General features: G+C 54.8%; 15 protein-coding genes. 9 read left to right on the forward strand and 6 right to left on the reverse strand.

Annotated features, from left to right (window positions below; all coding sequences use genetic code 11):
• Positions 1-53: 53 nt before the first annotated feature.
• Both KGP17_RS17435 and yieE read right to left on the reverse strand, forming a co-directional pair.
• Positions 54-1,535: an amino acid permease gene (locus KGP17_RS17435; RefSeq protein WP_021805848.1), complete on the reverse strand. Its 1,482-nt coding sequence runs from the start codon at positions 1,533-1,535 to the stop codon at positions 54-56.
• Positions 1,536-1,669: 134 nt separating this feature from the next.
• Entirely contained in the window at positions 1,670-2,557 is an 888-nt protein-coding gene (gene yieE, locus KGP17_RS17440; protein WP_021805849.1) for a DNA-binding transcriptional regulator YeiE, read from the reverse strand.
• 258 nt (positions 2,558-2,815) lie between these two features.
• On the opposite strand from yieE, the gene KGP17_RS17445 reads away from it, so the two are divergent.
• Together KGP17_RS17445 and nfo are read left to right on the forward strand one after the other, a co-directional pair.
• A complete protein-coding gene (locus tag KGP17_RS17445) occupies positions 2,816-3,895 on the forward strand; it encodes a YeiH family protein (protein ID WP_059201216.1) in 1,080 nt (359 codons plus the stop codon).
• 106 nt (positions 3,896-4,001) lie between these two features.
• Positions 4,002-4,841 carry a deoxyribonuclease IV gene (nfo, locus tag KGP17_RS17450; protein WP_059201217.1) on the forward strand — a complete coding sequence of 280 codons (840 nt, stop codon included), beginning with the start codon at positions 4,002-4,004 and terminating at the stop codon, positions 4,839-4,841.
• Positions 4,842-4,905: 64 nt separating this feature from the next.
• Here the strand turns inward: nfo and fruA are convergent, their stop codons facing one another.
• The 3 genes from fruA to fruB are packed head-to-tail and all read right to left on the reverse strand — an operon-like array spanning position 4,906 to position 8,677.
• On the reverse strand, positions 4,906-6,594 hold the full coding sequence (gene fruA, locus KGP17_RS17455; RefSeq protein WP_021805852.1) for a PTS fructose transporter subunit IIBC: 1,689 nt from the start codon (positions 6,592-6,594) through the stop codon (positions 4,906-4,908).
• Between the two features lie 14 nt (positions 6,595-6,608).
• The gene (gene fruK, locus KGP17_RS17460; protein WP_021805853.1) at positions 6,609-7,547 is read right to left on the reverse strand and encodes a 1-phosphofructokinase; all 939 of its coding nucleotides are present in this window, start codon (positions 7,545-7,547) and stop codon (positions 6,609-6,611) included.
• Positions 7,544-8,677 (reverse strand): fused PTS fructose transporter subunit IIA/HPr protein, encoded by a 1,134-nt coding sequence (gene fruB, locus KGP17_RS17465; protein ID WP_223498050.1) that lies wholly within the window; start codon positions 8,675-8,677, stop codon positions 7,544-7,546. Before fruB ends, fruK begins: the two co-directional genes overlap by 4 nt.
• Positions 8,678-8,886: 209 nt before the next feature.
• Here fruB and KGP17_RS17470 point away from each other — a divergent pair, with 209 nt between their 5' ends.
• From KGP17_RS17470 to KGP17_RS17485, 4 genes are all read left to right on the forward strand, one after another.
• Positions 8,887-9,348: an NUDIX domain-containing protein gene (locus KGP17_RS17470; protein WP_024528058.1), complete on the forward strand. Its 462-nt coding sequence runs from the start codon at positions 8,887-8,889 to the stop codon at positions 9,346-9,348.
• A gap of 227 nt (positions 9,349-9,575) precedes the next feature.
• Positions 9,576-10,736 (forward strand): NapC/NirT family cytochrome c, encoded by a 1,161-nt coding sequence (locus KGP17_RS17475; RefSeq protein ID WP_021805856.1) that lies wholly within the window; start codon positions 9,576-9,578, stop codon positions 10,734-10,736.
• A 12-nt stretch (positions 10,737-10,748) separates the two neighbouring features.
• Entirely contained in the window at positions 10,749-13,229 is a 2,481-nt protein-coding gene (gene torA / locus KGP17_RS17480) for a trimethylamine-N-oxide reductase TorA (RefSeq protein ID WP_179253675.1), read from the forward strand.
• Positions 13,230-13,390: 161 nt separating this feature from the next.
• On the forward strand, positions 13,391-14,602 hold the full coding sequence (locus tag KGP17_RS17485; protein ID WP_218519144.1) for a sugar efflux transporter: 1,212 nt from the start codon (positions 13,391-13,393) through the stop codon (positions 14,600-14,602).
• Here KGP17_RS17485 and KGP17_RS17490 read toward each other — a convergent pair.
• Positions 14,566-14,820: a YkgJ family cysteine cluster protein gene (locus KGP17_RS17490; protein ID WP_021805859.1), complete on the reverse strand. Its 255-nt coding sequence runs from the start codon at positions 14,818-14,820 to the stop codon at positions 14,566-14,568. The genes KGP17_RS17485 and KGP17_RS17490 overlap by 37 nt on opposite strands.
• 254 nt (positions 14,821-15,074) lie before the next feature.
• Here KGP17_RS17490 and KGP17_RS17495 point away from each other — a divergent pair, with 254 nt between their 5' ends.
• From KGP17_RS17495 to mtr, 3 genes are all read left to right on the forward strand, one after another.
• A complete protein-coding gene (locus KGP17_RS17495) occupies positions 15,075-15,368 on the forward strand; it encodes a DUF1240 domain-containing protein (protein ID WP_223499681.1) in 294 nt (97 codons plus the stop codon).
• Positions 15,369-15,497: 129 nt separating this feature from the next.
• The gene (locus KGP17_RS17500) at positions 15,498-15,791 is read left to right on the forward strand and encodes a DUF1240 domain-containing protein (protein ID WP_371822209.1); all 294 of its coding nucleotides are present in this window, start codon (positions 15,498-15,500) and stop codon (positions 15,789-15,791) included.
• A 447-nt stretch (positions 15,792-16,238) separates the two neighbouring features.
• A complete protein-coding gene (gene mtr, locus KGP17_RS17505; RefSeq protein WP_021805860.1) occupies positions 16,239-17,483 on the forward strand; it encodes a tryptophan permease in 1,245 nt (414 codons plus the stop codon).
• The last annotated feature ends 10 nt before the right edge of the window (positions 17,484-17,493 follow it).

A 17,493-nucleotide genomic window follows, 5' to 3' on the forward strand; every position in this document is an offset into this window, starting at 1 on the left:
TTTTTGAGGGGGGGAGAACGCGGCGGTAACCCGCCGCGTCTAGAACTAATCGCTTACTTATCAGGGTTCCATTTCGGGAATTCCATTTCGCTGTACTTCACCACTTTGGTGCCGCGCGTCAGCTTATAACCGAACCAGATAATCAGGAACAGTGGAATACCGATGTAGGTTGCCGTCACGCCGTACCAGTCGATACGGTCCGCCAGGAAGGCCTGATAGTTCTGCCCCAGCGTGATGATCAAGCACAGCACGAAGGCAAACATTGGCCCCAACGGGAAGAAACCGGATTGATACGGCAGATCGCTCAGGCTATTCCCTTGCATCACATAGCCGCGGCGGAAACGGTAGTGGCTGATGGCGATCCCCAACCAGGCGATAAAGCCGGTCATGCCCGAGGTATTAAGCAGCCACAGATAAACGGACTGATTACCAAACATCGAGCTAAGGAAGCACAGCGCCGCTACAACGGTGGTGGCATACAGCGCATTACGCGGCACTCCACCTTTTGACAGCTTGGCGAAAATGCGTGGCGCCTTACCTTCCGAAGCCAGCGTGAACAGCATACGGGTTGAGGCATACATCCCGGAGTTACCCGCAGAGAGTACCGCCGTCAGGATCACCGCGTTCATCACCGCCGCCGCAGAGAGCAGGCCAGCATGTTCGAATACCAACGTGAACGGGCTGACGCTGATGTCTTTCACGTCATTGCGTAACAGGCTTGGGTCGGTATAAGGAATGATCAGGCTGATGATCAGGATCGCGAAGATATAGAACAACAGAATACGCCAGAACACCTGACGCACCGCGCGTGGAATGTTCTTGCCCGGATCTTCCGACTCGCCCGCCGCAATACCGATCAGCTCGGTGCCCTGGAACGAGAAGCCGACGATCATCGCCACGCCAATCATGGCCGAGAAGCCACCGGCAAACGGCGCATCGCCGATCGTCCAGTTATGCCAACCGGCATTTTCACCGCCCTTCAAGATACCGAAGATCATCAGTACGCCAAGGACGATAAAGATAATTACCGTGCTCACCTTGATCAGCGAGAACCAGTATTCCGCTTCACCGAAGCCTTTGACCGAGATGTAGTTAAGCAAGAACATCAGGCCAAGGAACAGGGCGCTCCAGATCCAGCCTGGCGTGTCTGGGAACCAATAGTTCATCACCAACTGTGACGCTACCAGGTCGACCGCAATGGTCACCGCCCAGTTGTACCAGTAGTTCCAGCCCAGCGCAAAGCCGAAACCTTCTTCAACATACTTGGCACCATAGGTGGAAAACGATCCTGAAACCGGCATAAACGCCGCCAGCTCACCCAGGCTGGTCATCAGGAAATACACCATCAGACCAATCAATGCATAGGAGAGTAACGCGCCGCCTGGGCCTGCCTGGGAAACCGTTGCGCCAGAGGCAACAAACAGGCCGGTACCGATGGAACCGCCAATGGCAATCATGGTTAAATGCCGCGCTTTCAGCTCGCGGCGTAATCCGGGTGCTTTCTGCCCCGCTGTTTTTATATCCTGCTGAGCCATTCTTACCCTATCTGCTCGTCAAAAATGAGGGCCGGATTGTAACAAATACCCGCCAGCGAACTAGTAACATTGCCCTGATATAAGATAGCTTCATAATCCGCCGCCAATTATTAGCAGCGGCCCTAATGATGACTTTATGCGATCTTGTCCGGTTTTTGCCCAACGCAATAGCTCAAGAAACGCTGTAGCGCATTGGAAATGTGTTTTTGCCGATGATGGATCAGATACAACGTGCGCATCAATGGCGGTAGAGGGATGCTCAGTTCCACCAATACACCGCTAGCCAACTGTTCTTCCACTACGCGACGTGACAGGCAACTGATGCCGATGCCGTGGCGCACCGCGTGTTTGATCGCTTCCGAGTTGCCCAACTCCATCACCAACTGGAAGTTTGGCAGGTGCGCCAACAGCAGATGGTCCAGTACTTCACGAGTGCCAGACCCCCGCTCCCGCAGGATCCAAGGGGCGCTGGCCAGCGTTGCCAGGGTCACCGGTTGCTGTAACAATGGGTTATCCGGCGCGGCAAACACCACCAGTTCATCTTCAAGCCACGGCTGGGTGACCAACTCAGGCATGTGGCACGGCCCTTCGATCAGCCCCAAATCGACACGAAAATCGGCTACCGCAACAATCACCTCCTGACTATTGCCCACGTTCAGTTCCAACGCTGTAGCAGGAAAATCTTTGCGATAGTGGGCGATCATCTCTGGCAGCATATAGTTGCCGATGGTGCTGCTGGCGGCGATGCGTAACGCGCCGCTGTCATGCAGGAACAGTTGTTCTATTTCCCCAGCCTGCTCCAACAGAGCCAGCGCTTTGGGGTATAGCAAGCGGCCATGTTCGTTGATCACCAGGCGTTTACCCACGCGATCGAACAACAACACCTTCAGTTGCCCTTCCAGATCGGCCAGCGCCGCGCTGACTGCCGATTGTGATAAAGCCAATACCACTGAGGCCTGAGTGGTGGATCCGCTTTTCAGCACCTCGGTAAAAACTTCCAGTTGGCGCAAAGTGATATGCATAACAGCCTCGACATAAAGAGAATGGTCAGACAAAACCATTAAAATGAAAACACCAAAAATCAGTTACACGGCATTGGTAATGCTTACTGCCCTGCCTTATAAGGTTATCACGTTTACAGGATTAGGCTTGGCGGAGTAGTCGACCGTCCAGCCGATCAACCACTTATTCCGATAAGTTATAAATATATAATCAATTTCTCTTTTAGGTCACCTGCTTTTATCATTGCACTCAGGAATTTAGCAGAGGACAGAATAATCATGGCGAGTCACAGCACTCATACCTATCCCGAACAGCGTTTTCCGCTGTTTGGACTACCACGGTTGATACCAGGCTTACTGCTGACCGGCGCGCTGACCGCGTTTTCGGTCTGGGCGGGCGATGTTCCCTGGGTTGCCGGGTTGGGATTAGGCGCCCTGACGCTGGCGATCCTGTGCGGCATCCTGGTCGGCAACACTCTTTATCCCTGGTTGCAGCCTAGCTGCCATAGCGGCGTACAGCTGGCCAAGCAGCGACTGTTACGCCTGGGGATCATTCTTTATGGCTTTCGTTTAACCTTCCAGCAAATTGCCGACGTGGGGGCCAGCGGGATCATTATCGATGCCCTGACCCTGAGCAGCACTTTCTTGCTGGCCTGCTGGTTGGGTAAAAAAGTGTTCGGCCTCGACAGCCAAACCACCATGCTGATCGGTGCCGGTAGCAGCATCTGCGGAGCCGCGGCCGTAATGGCCACCGAGCCGGTGCTGAAGGCAGACTCCAGTAAGGTTGCCGTCGCAGTCTCTACCGTAGTGGTGTTTGGTACGCTGGCGATCTTTGCCTATCCGTGGCTGTATCAACTGAATGAGCACTTCCAGTGGCTGCCGTTGACACAGGAAACCTTCGGCATCTACGCTGGCTCGACAATCCATGAGGTAGCTCAGGTGGTTGCTGCTGGCCATGCCATCGGCCCAGATGCGGAAAACGCGGCGGTGATCTCCAAGATGATCCGCGTCATGATGTTAGCCCCGTTCCTGCTGTTGCTGTCTGGCTATATCAGCCGCCGGGCCGGTAACGGCAGCAAGAGTGAAAAATCGGCCATCACCATTCCGTGGTTTGCTGTGCTGTTTATCGCCGTTGCCGGGCTGAACTCGTTCAACCTGATCCCGGCTACGCTGGTACAGCATCTGATCACCATCGACACCTGGATGCTGGCCATGGCAATGGCCGCTTTAGGGCTGACCACCCACATTAGCGCGGTACGTCAGGCGGGTGTGAAACCCATTCTGCTGGCAACGCTGCTGTTTGTCTGGCTGATCTTTGGCGGCGGTGCCATCAACCTGTTGGTGCAGCACCTGTTGTAATCCCCCCTCTTCAGGCCCGAGCTTTCGGGCCTGCTTGTTTTACCCCCACCATTCAATCCTTCGCTTATCAATGCCATAATGGCAGCGTTAACACAGGAGAATGAAAATGAAGTTTGTCGGTGCACACGTCAGCGCTTCTGGCGGCGTAGATCAGGCCGTGATCCGCGCACACGAATTAGAGGCGACCGCATTCGCCCTGTTCACTAAAAATCAGCGTCAATGGAAGGCTGCCCCGCTGCCTGCCGACGTGATAGACAAGTTTAAAAGTGCCTGCGCACAGTACGGCTACGGCCCAGGGCAAATCCTGCCGCATGACAGCTATCTGATTAACCTTGGCCATCCGGTAACGGAAGCGCTGGAGAAGTCCCGTGAGGCCTTTCTTGATGAGATGCAACGCTGTGAGCAACTGGGGCTGACGCTGCTGAACTTCCACCCGGGCAGCCACCTGATGCAGATAGATGAGGATAAGTGCCTGGCAAGGATCGCCGAGTCGATCAACATCGTGCTGGATAAAACCCAGGGCGTCACCGCCGTGATCGAGAATACCGCCGGGCAAGGCAGCAATCTGGGGTTCAAATTTGAACATCTGGCGGCGATCATCGACGGTGTAGAAGACAAGAGCCGCGTCGGTGTCTGTATTGATACCTGTCATGCCTTCGCCGCCGGTTACGATCTGCGTACCGAAGAAGATTGCCAGAAGACGTTTAAAGAGCTGGGCGACGTGGTGGGCTTTAATTACCTGCGCGGTATGCATCTTAACGATGCCAAGAGCGAGTTTGGCAGCCGCGTTGACCGCCACCACAGCCTGGGTGAAGGCAATATTGGTAAGACCGTGTTCAGCTATATCATGCGCGACGAGCGCTTCGATAACATCCCGCTGATCCTGGAGACGGTGAACCCGGATATCTGGGCCGAGGAAATTGCCTGGCTGAAGGCGCAGCAGTAATTTTTCTGCAGACATAAAAAAGCCGGCATTTTTCAGATGCCGGCTTTTTATTGCGTGGTTGCCGTTATGCCACCGTGGCTACCGGCGCTTCAGAACGTTTAAGGACCGCATAGGCCACGCCCGCCAGCAGGGTACCCGCCACAATCGCCAGCAGATACAGCAGCACCGGCGAGATAGCACCAGGGATCAACAGCACGAACAGCCCACCGTGTGGTGCCATCAGTTTTGCACCGAAGGCCATCGACAGTGCACCTGTCAGGGCTCCACCTGCGATACAGCACGGCAGAACGCGCATTGGGTCACGGGCAGCAAACGGAATTGCCCCTTCAGTGATAAAACACAGGCCCAACACCAACGCGGCCTTGCCCCCTTCCTGCTCGGACTTCTCGAACTTGCGACGAGCCAGAATGGTCGCCAGCCCCATCGCCAGCGGTGGCACCATACCTGCCGCCATAATCGCTGCCATAGGTGCGTAGACCGAAGAACTCAACAGCGCTACACCAAAGGCATAGGCCGCCTTGTTAACCGGACCACCCATATCGGTACACATCATTGCACCGAGGATTGCGCCCAGCAGTACCGCGTTGGCGGTGCCCAGCGATTGCAACCAGTTGGTCAGGCCAACCATGATTTTGGCAACGGGTGTGCCCACTACGTAAATCATGATCAAACCGGTGATCAGGCTGGCAACCAGCGGAATAATCAGGATCGGCTTGAGCGCTTCCATACTCGGTGGCAAACGCAACTTACCGCTGATGGCCTTGGCCACGTAACCCGCCAGGAAACCGGCAATGATACCGCCAAGGAAACCCGCACCGGTGCTAACTGCCAACATACCGCCGATCAGGCCCGGCGTCAGGCCAGGACGATCCGCAATGGAGAACGCGATGTAGCCCGCCAGAACCGGCACCATCAGCGCAAAGGCCGAACCACCACCGATCTGCATCAGCGCCGCAGCCAGCGTCCCTTTGACTTCAAACGCCTTGATACCAAACACGAACGACAGCGCAATACACAGACCGCCCGCCACCACCATCGGCAGCATGTAAGACACGCCGGTCAGCAGGTGGCGATAAGGCCCTGCGCTCTCTTTCTTCTTGCCTGAGCTCGCGGTGCTGCCACTTTTTTGCGGTTGGAAAATCTCGGCTTCTACCTGTGCCTTATCCAGCTCCTGCGCGGTTTTCTTCAACGCCAAACCGGTCGAGGTGCGGTACATCGGCTTTCCGGCAAACTTGTCCAGATCCACTTCGATATCTGCCGCGACAATCACCAGATCGGCCGCCGCCACTTCTTCTGGGGTGATCGCATTCCCGGCACCGACGGAACCGCGGGTTTCAACCTTCACCCACCAGCCACGTTTCTTGGCTTCGCTCTCGATGGCTTCGGCCGCCATAAAGGTATGCGCAACGCCGGTCGGGCAAGCGGTAACGGCAACAATGCGTTTCGGACCGGCGGATTTTGCCGGTGCTACCGTCTGGGCCGGAGCCTGATACGGTTTGGCTTGCGCCTGTGCCGTGGCCAGGAAGGCTTCTGGTTCACGCACCGCGTGTTCCACATCACCGATATAAACCTGTTTGCCGTTCAGCTCAGCGTCAGCAGGTGCAGCAACACCCGCTACCACCACCAGTTCAGCCTCATTGGCCGTATTAACCAGCGTCAGGCCGGTTTTGGCCGCAGCGGCCTCAAGCATGCGTTTCGCCAGGTGGCTACGAGCCTGCCCGAGCGAACTGTCTATCATCAGCAGCGTTTTCATTCTGACTCCTGCGATTAATTAAAGGGTTTCAGATCGACGCGCGCCATCATCGCGGCCAACTGCGGGCGATCGGTGATGCCAACGTTGCTCTGGCTCACCGCCAGGGCAGCCACGGCAGTGGCCAAGCGCAAGGTATGCTCGCTGGATTCACGCATCAGCAGGCCGTAAATCAGGCCGCCGACCATGGAATCACCAGCCCCCACGGTGCTGACCACCTCACAGGCTGGCGGTTTGGCGATCCAGGCGCCGGAGGCGTTAACCCACAGCGCGCCTTCAGCACCCAGTGAGATCACCACGTGGGCAATGCCCTGTTCACGCAGGGCGTGAGCGGCTTCCACTACATCTTCCAACTTCGGCAGGGGTTTGCCTGCCCAGATTTCCAGTTCACGACGGTTAGGTTTTACCAACCACGGCGAGGCTTTCAGCCCAGCCACCAGCGCTTCACGGCTGCTGTCAAAAATGATGCACGGACACTGCGCACGCAGGCGGGTCATCCACTCGGTGAAGGCTTCCGGAGCAACCCCGGCAGGCAAGCTACCGCTGACCGCTACCATGTCGAACTGGCCCAGCCAACTCAGGGAATCCACCACAAAGCGTTCCCAATCCTGGGGCGTCACTTCAAAACCGGAGAAGTTGAAATCGGTCACTTCACCGTCTTTTTCCGTCAGCTTAACGTTGATACGTGTACGCCCAGGGACCACCTGGAAACGGTTGGCAATGCCCAAATCGCTGAACAGCAGTTGGAAACCATCCTGGTTATCTTTACCAAGGAAACCGCCAACGGTGACGTCGATACCCAAGTCTTTCAGTACCTTGGCAACGTTGATCCCTTTACCTGCCGCATGGAGACCGGCGGTTCTTACCAGGTTAACCTCACCCCGTTCGATCTCCGGGCAAAAGCCCACCAGATCGTAAGCCGGATTCAGGGTTATGGTGGCTACTCTTCTGCTCATGCTGCACCCTCGCCAAGACCTTCACTGATGGCTTCGCCGATGGCTTTCAGCGCTGCTTCAGCATCGTCACCACTGGCGGTAAAGCGCAGGTGATGACCTTTTTTCACGCCCAGTGCCACAACCTTCATCAGGCTACGGCCGTTAGCCGGTTTACCGCTGCCGTCGAGATTGGTAACGGTAATTTCACTGGAGAACTGTTTGATTACGTTGACCAGCGCAGTGCCTGGGCGGGCATGCAGGCCATGCTCGTTGCGCACCACGTATTCCGCACTCAGCACCGCGCTCTCTTCAGCAACTTCGCTGGTCAGTAACGCCAGCACGCCCACCGCATCGGCGTTCAGCAAGCGTTCAGCTTTTTGGTTCACTAACAGATCGCTTAAATAGTTCAGCACCGTCAGCGGCTGTTGATCGGCGACGGCGACGGTCAGTAACAGCGCGACCTTTTCGCCCTCTTCATCAAACGCCTGTGCCGGGCGGCTGACGGTGGCGGCGCTAGTCAGGTTGCCTTCAGTGCTGTCGCTCAACCAGATCCCCTGCCCCAGATTCAGCGGCTTGCGGGTGATCACATCGCTGACAAACTGGGAGTTAACCGCACCGATTTTTTGCAGACGGCCCGCGTTCAACGCTTGCAGCGTCATCAGCGAATCAGCGGCCACATCAAGAGCAATCAATGAGGCATCAAACTTGAATTCAGCCGCCAGTTTCTCGCCCATCAGCAAACTGCGCAGTTCTTCAGCTGAAGTCGTTTTTGCCAGCTGTTCGGCGACGCTGTCATCACTGAGCACGTGCGTGAGCTGACGCAGTAGCGCCAGGTGTTCATCGGAACGCGCGGCAATACCGATCACCACATAGGCCGTCTGGCCTTCGCCCCACTCGATACCCTGTGGAAACTGGAATACCTGAACACCGGTGTTCAGCACCAGATCGCGGGTATCTGTAGTGCCATGTGGAATGGCGATGCCGTTGCCCAGATAAGTAGAGGTTTGCAGCTCGCGCTGCAGCATGCCGTCAACATAGGCGGCGCTGACGCATCCGGCGGAGGTAAGCGCTGCCGCTACCTGCCGGATGGCTTCCTGTTTGCCGCTAGCGGCAGCTCCCAGGTGAATATCTTGCTGTGACAACTGGAACATGGTTCTCCTCTCCTGCTGAATTGAATCGTTTCAGCCAAGTTAAGAAAAAGGAGCGCTACCCATCGCCTAACCAGGCCATCGATGACGCTGAAACGTTTCAATGAGTGTGTGAGCAGCTATCACCGAAAGCAAGTTTTCTCGATCTCCGCGTGATAGTTTTTTGACCTTACGCACACTTTTCTGGCTAAAACCCCCCTCCACGGGGGAAAATGGCATACTGTGCTGAAACAGTGCTGAAGGAAGATAACAACATGGTTGCCACCGGTATCGGGGTCATAATCGTTAACGCTCAAGGGCAAATCCTGCTGGGGAAACGCTGCAGCACCCATGCCCCTTTTTGGTCGATCCCTGGGGGGCATCTGGACGCGGGGGAAACCTTTGAACAGTGCGCCCAACGCGAAATTGCCGAAGAGACCGGGTTGCAGATAGCTCCGCCAACCTTTATTGGCGTCAGCAATAATCTGCAAACCTGGCGGGCAGAGGGAAAACATACGGTGTCGATCTGTATGCTGGTTCAGCATCCAGGAGGAGAAGCCGAGCTGAAAGAGCCGGAAAAATGTGCCGAATGGCGCTGGTGTTCCCCGCACGACCTGCCGGAGCCCCACTTTGAAGCGAGCAGAACGGCGATCCACCTATGGCTGAGCCAGCAGGTATATCTGCCTATACTGTGACGTTATTCCCTCTGGTTCTCCTCTGTTCATCTAAAGCAGAGCATTATATAAATTAGAACATAACGCTACTTTATTGCTCAATCACTCTACTTTTCGCTGTAAATACCCCTAAGGTATTAGGTTTCTTTTGCGAAAATACCTATACTAATTCAGGTGTTTTTGACCTGGTGTCGAAACCTTTTTGGCAAGTTTTTCCTTGGTATTTCATAACTATAAGTGGGTTCAATATGAGCAAAAAACAAGCTGGCTTTGAAAAGCGACGCCGGTGGGGATGGCTATGGATTTTGGTGATCGGGATTGTTCTCGGTGCCGCACTGCTGGCAGGGACCGCAACGGTCTTCCATAAAACCAGTGATACCGCCTTCTGTGTCTCCTGCCACACCATGCAACAACCTCTGGCCGAATATCAAGGCAGTGTCCACTTCCAGAACGCCAAGGGGATCCGCGCTGAATGTGCCGATTGCCACGTCCCTCATGAGCCACTCGATTACCTGTGGACCAAGATCCGTGCGGTGAAAGACATTTACGGCGAAATGACCGGCAAAATCGACACCCCGGAAAAATACGAAGCCCATAAGCTGGCCATGGCACAATCGGTCTGGAAAACGTTGAAAGAAAACGATTCAGCCACTTGTCGTTCTTGCCATAGCTTCGATGCCATGGATATCACCGCCCAGCGTCCTGAAGCCCGTATTCAGCACCCGGTAGCCATCAAGCAAGGTGAAACCTGTATCGACTGCCATAAGGGCGTAGCGCATATCCTGCCGGATATGAGCGGTGCCGCACAGGCCGGCGCTGCCGAACTGGCAAAAGCCGCGGCGGAAACCTCACCAACAGCAACCACGCTGTTTACCATCGCTACCGAACCGTTCTTCCTGAAAGCCGACGATACGCATAATGCCGGTAACCTGATGCCTTCAACCGAAGTTCACGTCGTGAAACAGGAAGGTGACAAGGTGCTGGTAGACGTTAGCGGCTGGCAACAGGATGGCGTCAGTGAAGTCTTCTACGCCGCACAAGGTAAACGTATCCTCAGCGTTCTGCTGGGCGAAGACGCGCGTAAACTGCTGAAAACCGGCAGCACCATGACCGATGCCGAAACCGGCCTGGTCTGGCATCAGGTGTCTCTGCAGGTCTGGTTGCCACGTAAGCAACTGATCGACGATCAGCAGAAAATCTGGCGTTACACCGCCGATATGATGTCCGCCAACTGTACCGGCTGCCACGGCCTGACCGCCCTTGATCGCTTCAACGCCAACCAGTGGATCGGCGTGATTAAAGGTATGGCTCCTCGCACCTCGCTGTCGCAAGAACAACTGCGCGTTCTGACGCAGTACGTTCAGAAACATGCCAGCGATATGCAACCTGCCACACCGGCCAAAAGTTAAGGGAGAAGCGAAATGAGCAAGTACCAACAACAACCATTGGCCATGAGCCGCCGTCGTTTCCTGGCCGGTGCCAGCGCCCTGGCCGCCGTGCCTCTGTTTGCGGGTCTGTGGCCTAAATCAGCATTGGCGGAAGCCATCAGCCAGGCATTGCCACAGTTCGTGGCCCTACGCCAGGCGCAGAAGGGCATCCTGACCGGTGCGCACTGGGGCGCATTTGAAGCCATCGTGCAAGACGGAAAAATGGTCGGCGTGTTGCCGGTCAAAGACGACCCTTACCCGAACGATCTGATCACCATGGCCCCCCACCAGGTCCATGCGGAAAACCGTATCAAGTATCCAATGGTACGTAAAAGCTGGTTGGAAGGCGGCCCTGGCAGCCGTACCGAGCTGCGCGGCAACGATGAATGGGTGCGCGTCAGTTGGGATAAGGCTATCGATCTGGTCGGTAACGAAATCATCCGTTTGCAAAAAGATCACGGCCCTCAGTCAATTTATGCCGGTTCTTACGGCTGGAAAAGCGTGGGCATGCTGCACAACAGCCGTACCCTGCTGCAACGCCTGATGAACCTGAGCGGCGGCTTCCTTGGCTATGCCGGTGACTATTCTACCGGTGCTGCACAGGTGATCATGTCGCACGTGATGGGGTCAATGGAGGTTTACGAACAGCAAACTGCCTGGCCAAACGTCATCGACAACAGCCAACTGGTGATCCTGTGGGGCTGTAACCCGATGGTTACGCTGAAAAACAGCTGGAACGTGCCAGACCACGTCGGCCAGACCGGCTTTGAGGCGCTGAAGAAGAAAGGCACCCGCATCATCAGCATCGATCCGGTGCACAGTGACAGTGCCAAATATGTCGGCGCACAGTGGATCGCTCCGCGTCCGTACACCGACAGCGCGATGCTGATCGGTATCGCCCACACCCTGTTGACCGAAAAGCTGCATAACCCGGACTTCCTGAAAACCTACACCGTGGGCTTCGACAAGTTCCAGGCCTATCTGCTGGGTGAAACCGACGGTACGCCAAAAACTGCCGAGTGGGCTGCCGATATCAGCGGCGTCGATGCCGAAGTGCTGCGCCAGTTGGCGCGCGATATGGCAAAACAGCGCACCATGATCATGGGCGGCTGGGGGATCCAGCGTCAGCATCACGGTGAGCAGCAGCACTGGTTGCTGGTGACCGTGGCGGCCATGCTTGGCCAGATCGGCCTGCCGGGCGGCGGCTTTGGCTTTAGCTATCACTACTCTTCCGGCGGTAGCCCAACGGCCAAAGGCGGCATCCTCTCCGGTATCTCTGCGGGGAATGCACCGAAAAACTCACCAACGCCGATCCCGGTGGCACGTATTGCCGAATGCCTGACCAACCCAGGCAAGACCATTCACTTCAATGGGACCGATGTCACCTACCCAGACGTGAAGATGGTGTACGTGGCCGGTGGTAATACCTTCCACCAGCATCAGGACACCAACAATCTGGTCAAAGCCTGGCAGCGGCCGGAAACCATCGTGGTTAACGAACCGTACTGGACAGCCACCGCCAAGCATGCGGATATCGTGCTGCCTGCGACCACCAGCTATGAGCGTAACGATCTGGAGATGGGCGGCGACTACTCGCAGCTGTATGTCTTCCCGATGCATCAGTGCGTGCCGCCGCAGCATGAGTCACGCAACGACTTCGATATCTTCGCCGCTCTGGCCGCCAAGCTTGGCGTGCTGGATGCCTTTACCGAAGGCAAAGACGAAACCCAGTGGCTGAAAGGCATGTACGACGACATGAAGTTGCAGGCCCGCGCCGCCCGCGTTGCCCTGCCGCCGTTTGACATGTTCTGGGCGTCGAACAACTACATTCGTTTCCCGATCCCGCAGGAAAACAAACAGTGGGTACGTTTCGCCGATTACCGTGAAAACCCGCTGCTTAATCCATTGGGGACTCCATCCGGCAAGATTGAGATCTATTCCGATGCCATCTCGAAGATGGAGTATCTGGATTGCAAAGGTATCCCGACCTGGATGCCGCCGCATGAATGGTACCGTGGCCCAGAGGCAGCCAAATACCCGCTGTCACTGAATACCGCGCACCCGACCAACCGCCTTCACTCACAGCTCGACAACACGCCGCTGCGTAAGAAGTATGCGGTGGCCGACCGTGAAGCGATCTTGATCCATCCAGAAGATGCCAAGTCGCGCAACATCACTAACGGCGATTTGGTGCGGGCGTTTAACGACCGTGGGCAGATCCTGGTTGGTGCCATTGTCAGTGAAGACGTGCGCCCAGGTGCGGTGCGGATCAGCGAAGGTGCTTGGTACGATCCGGCCGATCCGTCAACGCCGGGGTCGATCTGTAAGAACGGCAACGTCAACTGCCTGACTTTCGATATTGGCTCATCCAACCTGGCACAGGGCAACTGCGGCCAGATGGCACAGCTGGAAATTGAGAAATATCAGGGCGAAGTGCTGAAGAATACCGCGCACGACGTTCCTGCTGGCGCATAACCGCTCGCCACCAGCGCAGGGTGATGGTGACATCGCCCTGCGCTTTTCCTGCCGACAGAGACAATCTATTTACCCATTCCTTGATTGAAACAGGTTTTTGTTTTTTTTAAACGAGCGTATTATGCGCGCGTCTCCCTTCTCTTTGGCTAGTCATTCAGCTTATGCGTACTTCCACTGCGGCGACACGACGCTTGCCCGATTTAACTTCGTTGGCATTTCTGGTCGTGGCTTTTCTCACCGGGATTGCCGGTGCCTTACAGACGCCCACGCTGAGTCTGTTCCTCTCCACCGAAGTGAACGTACGGCCAACGATGGTCGGGCTGTTCTTTACCGGCAGCGCGGTGATCGGCATTTTGGTCAGCCAGTTTCTGGCCAGCCGCTCAGACAAGAGGGGCGATCGCAAATCACTGATCTTTCTCTGCTGTATGTTAGGTGCCTTGGCTTGTGCACTGTTCGCCTGGAACCGTAACTATTACCTGCTGCTGTTCGTCGGCGTGCTGCTAAGCAGCTTCGGCTCGACCGCCAACCCACAGATGTTTGCCCTGGCACGGGAACATGCCGAGCACACCGGCCGGGGAACGGTGATGTTCAGTTCTATCCTGCGCGCTCAGGTTTCGCTGGCCTGGGTGATTGGCCCGCCGATCGCCTTTGCGCTAGCCTTGGGGTTTGGTTTTAAGGTGATGTATCTGGCCGCCGCCGCCGCCTTTATTCTCTGCGGAGCGCTGGTATGGAAGATGTTGCCCTCCATGCCAAAAGTGCAGAGTACCAGCGGGGCGACGTTGGAAGCCCCCCGCCAGAACCGCCGCGATACGTTATTGCTGTTTGTGGCCTGCACCTTAATGTGGACGGCCAACAGCATGTATTTGATCAATATGCCGCTGTACATGGTGCGGGAGCTACAGTTACCGGAAAAACTGACGGGAATACTGATGGGTACCGCTGCCGGGCTGGAAATCCCGACCATGTTGCTCGCAGGCATGGTGGCCCAACGCTTTGGCAAGCGTTTCCTGATGCGCTGTGCGGTGATTGCCGGGGTGCTGTTCTATGCTGGGCTACTGTTAATAACTGGCACTTGGCAACTGATCGCCCTGCAACTGCTGAACGCGCTGTTTATCGGGGTGTTGGCGGGAATTGGTATGCTCTATTTCCAGGATTTGATGCCCGGCCAGGCCGGAGCGGCCACCACGCTGTTTACCAATACCACCCGCGTAGGATGGATTATTGCCGGTTCGATCGCCGGGGTCGTGGCTGAAATGTGGAGTTATCACGCGGTATTTTACTTTGCGTTGGCGATGGTACTGGGTGCCGTACTGTGTATGTGGCGGCTGAAGGACGTTCAAGGGGCGGTATCCGCCTCCAACTTGGCAAGATAGATCAGCGCCTCATCACGGCGGTCGTGGCACATCTCACGGCTGGCCTGCAGGCTGCCACAGACTTTGGGCCGCAGCGGCGAATGAAATATCCCACAGCGCAGTTGCGGGTCCAGATGGATACAGCGGGTATTGGCCGGTTTGCCGTTGGGCATACCAGGGATCGGGCTGGAAATCGAAGGTGCGATACAGCAGGCACCACAGTCGGCACGGCAGTCCATCTGCGATCCTATGGGGGGCTGATTATGTGGTTGAGACAATAACAGAAGCCAAGGCTAAGTTATACTCATTCATAAATCTTACTAATAGTGCTAGAATCTAACCTTAATGGAGCATGGCAGCGCAGAACGAACAATGGATTGAGTAAATGGATGTGAATAATAAATACGTTAAAATATTACTGTCAACAACACTCTTAATTGTGTTTTCACTTGTGACATTATTAGTCTGCCAGTATGTTTTAGCGTTAGTATTCATGGAGGATGAAATAACCTTTTCCGCATCTGTTGTTATCGGTTTCCTTACCTGCCCACTACTATTATATGCAATGCTTAGCGGCATATACTTTTTTATTTTCAATAAGCGCCCAAAATATGACAAAGGAATTACTCGATATTTGGTTTATCTAATGTTTACCTCATTTGTTATCAGCTTACCCATTGCTTTATATGTTGATTATAAACTAAAGCATACCGGTTATTTAACATGTGACAGGATATCATGGCAGTCACCTACAACTTATGTCACGAACCTATCACTTTGCCAGTGAAACCTACCATAAGATAAGCATAGTCTTGTGAAAAACAGATACTGGAAAATATTAGGGGCATCAGCATTACTGGCAATATTCATATGTCTATCGCTATTGATTTACAGTTACGCTATTTCATTGATATTGATGGAGGATGAAATAACATTTTCAGCATCTGTATTCATCTGCTTTTTTGCAACGCCTTTGATACTCTATACTTTTTCTTGCTCTGTTTTTTTCTTTATTTTTGACAGAGAACCTAAATATAACATAATAATCAGCAAGTATTTAATCATGATAGCGTTCACATCATTAATTTTTAGTTTTCCTGTATCTCTTTATGTGAACTACAAACTCATACATGTTGGCTATTTCACGTGCGATAAAATTTCCTGGATGTCACCAACGACTTATGTGAAAGATTTATCACTTTGTAGATGAGTGGCATTTCCCGCAATACCCGCCAATTAGACAAAGAAATACATCACAATACGTAAAGTGACGCCCCTCACCCTAACCCTCTCCCGCAGGGAGAGGGGACTGAATGTGCTACAACTTAACGTCAGTAACTGGCCTCGGCACCGCAATAACTCCATCTCGCTTAGGGAATATTTTAACGTGACACTGATAGACTTCGGCACCTGACTACAGCACAGTTCTAACCCTTCGTGAGTGCGAACAGACAGATTTCTGCACCTGACCACAACGCCATTGCAGCCCCGCCCTGTTAGAGAGGGCTGTATGAGCAAAAAAACCACCAAAATAACGCTCCTAACCGCTGAAGATTGCACCAATCCCTCCAAATATCCGCTTTACATGCACACATCGCGCACGTACCATTGAGCTAGTACAAAAGAACTCAAGGCCAACGGCCAACCAGGAGCAATAATGTCTGCGGACACCATCCAGAAGCTTTCCCGCCCTTCCGTACTCGGTGGCGCGATGATCATTGCCGGCACCGCCGTAGGTGCTGGTATGTTCTCCATTCCTATCGTAACTTCTGGCGTGTGGTTCAGCGGCTCCGTGGCGCTGCTGATTTATACCTGGTTCTGTATGCTGATCTCCGGGCTGATGATCCTGGAAGCCACCATGAATTATCCGGCGGGCGCCAGCTTCCACACCGTGGTCAAAGATCTTCTCGGCAAAGGCTGGAATACCCTTAACAGCCTGTCGATCACCTTCGTACTCTATATTCTGACCTATGCCTATATCTCGGCGGGCGGTTCGATCATCGCCCATACGCTGGAAGGCGTTTTTGGCGCCAACCAAACCCTGTCCGGATTGGTGTTTGCCATCGTTGTGGCCTTTATCGTCTGGTTATCCACCCGCGCCGTGGATCGCCTGAGCACCATTCTGATTGGCGGTATGGTGATCACCTTTGTGTTGTCCGTCGGTGATATGTTCACCCACGTGCAACCCGCCGTGTTGTTCAACCAGGGTGGTAGCGACGCCAACTACCTGCCCTATGCGCTGGCGGCATTGCCTTACCTGCTGACCTCGTTCGGCTACCACGGCAACGTGCCCGGCCTGGTGAAGTATTATCAGAAAGACAGCGGTGCCGTGGTGCGCAGCCTGGTATACGGTACCTTGCTGGCGCTGGCGATCTATATCCTGTGGCAGTATGTGATCCAGGGCAATATCGCTCGTGATGCCTTCAAACAGGTGATCGCCGAAGGGGGCAACATCGGCAGCCTGCTCAAGCAGATGGGTAACGTTTCCAGTAGCTATGCGGTAGGCCAACTGCTGAATGCCTTCTCTTATATGGCGCTGGCCAGTTCATTCCTGGGGGTGTCGCTGGGGCTGTTTGATTTTCTCGCCGACTTCTTCAAGTTCAAGGATAACCAGGCAGGCCGCACCAAATCGGCACTGGTGACCTTCGTGCCGCCAACGTTAGCCGCGTTACTGTTCCCGAACGGTTTCCTGTACGCCATCGGCTTTGCTGGCCTGGCCGCCACCATTTGGGCGGTGATCGTCCCTGCGATGATGGCACGCGCCAGCCGCCGCCGTTTCCCACAGGCGAGCTACCGTGCTCCCGGCGGTCAAGGCATGATCCTGTTCATCATCCTGTTTGGGGCGATTAACGCCGTGGCCCACGTGCTAACGCTATTAGATTTGCTGCCAGTGTTTAAATAAGCCTCAGGGC

Source organism: Serratia sp. JSRIV001 (genome assembly GCF_019968745.1).
Classification (GTDB): Bacteria; Pseudomonadota; Gammaproteobacteria; order Enterobacterales; family Enterobacteriaceae; genus Chania; species Chania fonticola_B.

Bases quoted from the DNA above. Each gene is read 5' to 3' on its own strand.
- fruB (WP_223498050.1), bottom strand. From the start codon at position 8,677: ATGTTCCAGTTGTCACAGCAAGATATTCACCTGGGAGCTGCCGCTAGC.
- mtr (WP_021805860.1), top strand. From the start codon at position 16,239: ATGTCTGCGGACACCATCCAGAAGCTTTCCCGCCCTTCCGTACTCGGT.
- KGP17_RS17495 (WP_223499681.1), top strand. From the start codon at position 15,075: ATGGAGGATGAAATAACCTTTTCCGCATCTGTTGTTATCGGTTTCCTT.
- KGP17_RS17475 (WP_021805856.1), top strand. From the start codon at position 9,576: ATGAGCAAAAAACAAGCTGGCTTTGAAAAGCGACGCCGGTGGGGATGG.
- fruK (WP_021805853.1), bottom strand. From the start codon at position 7,547: ATGAGCAGAAGAGTAGCCACCATAACCCTGAATCCGGCTTACGATCTG.
- KGP17_RS17485 (WP_218519144.1), top strand. From the start codon at position 13,391: ATGCGTACTTCCACTGCGGCGACACGACGCTTGCCCGATTTAACTTCG.
- torA (WP_179253675.1), top strand. From the start codon at position 10,749: ATGAGCAAGTACCAACAACAACCATTGGCCATGAGCCGCCGTCGTTTC.
- fruA (WP_021805852.1), bottom strand. From the start codon at position 6,594: ATGAAAACGCTGCTGATGATAGACAGTTCGCTCGGGCAGGCTCGTAGC.
- yieE (WP_021805849.1), bottom strand. From the start codon at position 2,557: ATGCATATCACTTTGCGCCAACTGGAAGTTTTTACCGAGGTGCTGAAA.
- KGP17_RS17435 (WP_021805848.1), bottom strand. From the start codon at position 1,535: ATGGCTCAGCAGGATATAAAAACAGCGGGGCAGAAAGCACCCGGATTA.
- KGP17_RS17490 (WP_021805859.1), bottom strand. From the start codon at position 14,820: ATGGACTGCCGTGCCGACTGTGGTGCCTGCTGTATCGCACCTTCGATT.
- KGP17_RS17500 (WP_371822209.1), top strand. From the start codon at position 15,498: ATGGAGGATGAAATAACATTTTCAGCATCTGTATTCATCTGCTTTTTT.
- KGP17_RS17445 (WP_059201216.1), top strand. From the start codon at position 2,816: ATGGCGAGTCACAGCACTCATACCTATCCCGAACAGCGTTTTCCGCTG.
- nfo (WP_059201217.1), top strand. From the start codon at position 4,002: ATGAAGTTTGTCGGTGCACACGTCAGCGCTTCTGGCGGCGTAGATCAG.
- KGP17_RS17470 (WP_024528058.1), top strand. From the start codon at position 8,887: ATGGCATACTGTGCTGAAACAGTGCTGAAGGAAGATAACAACATGGTT.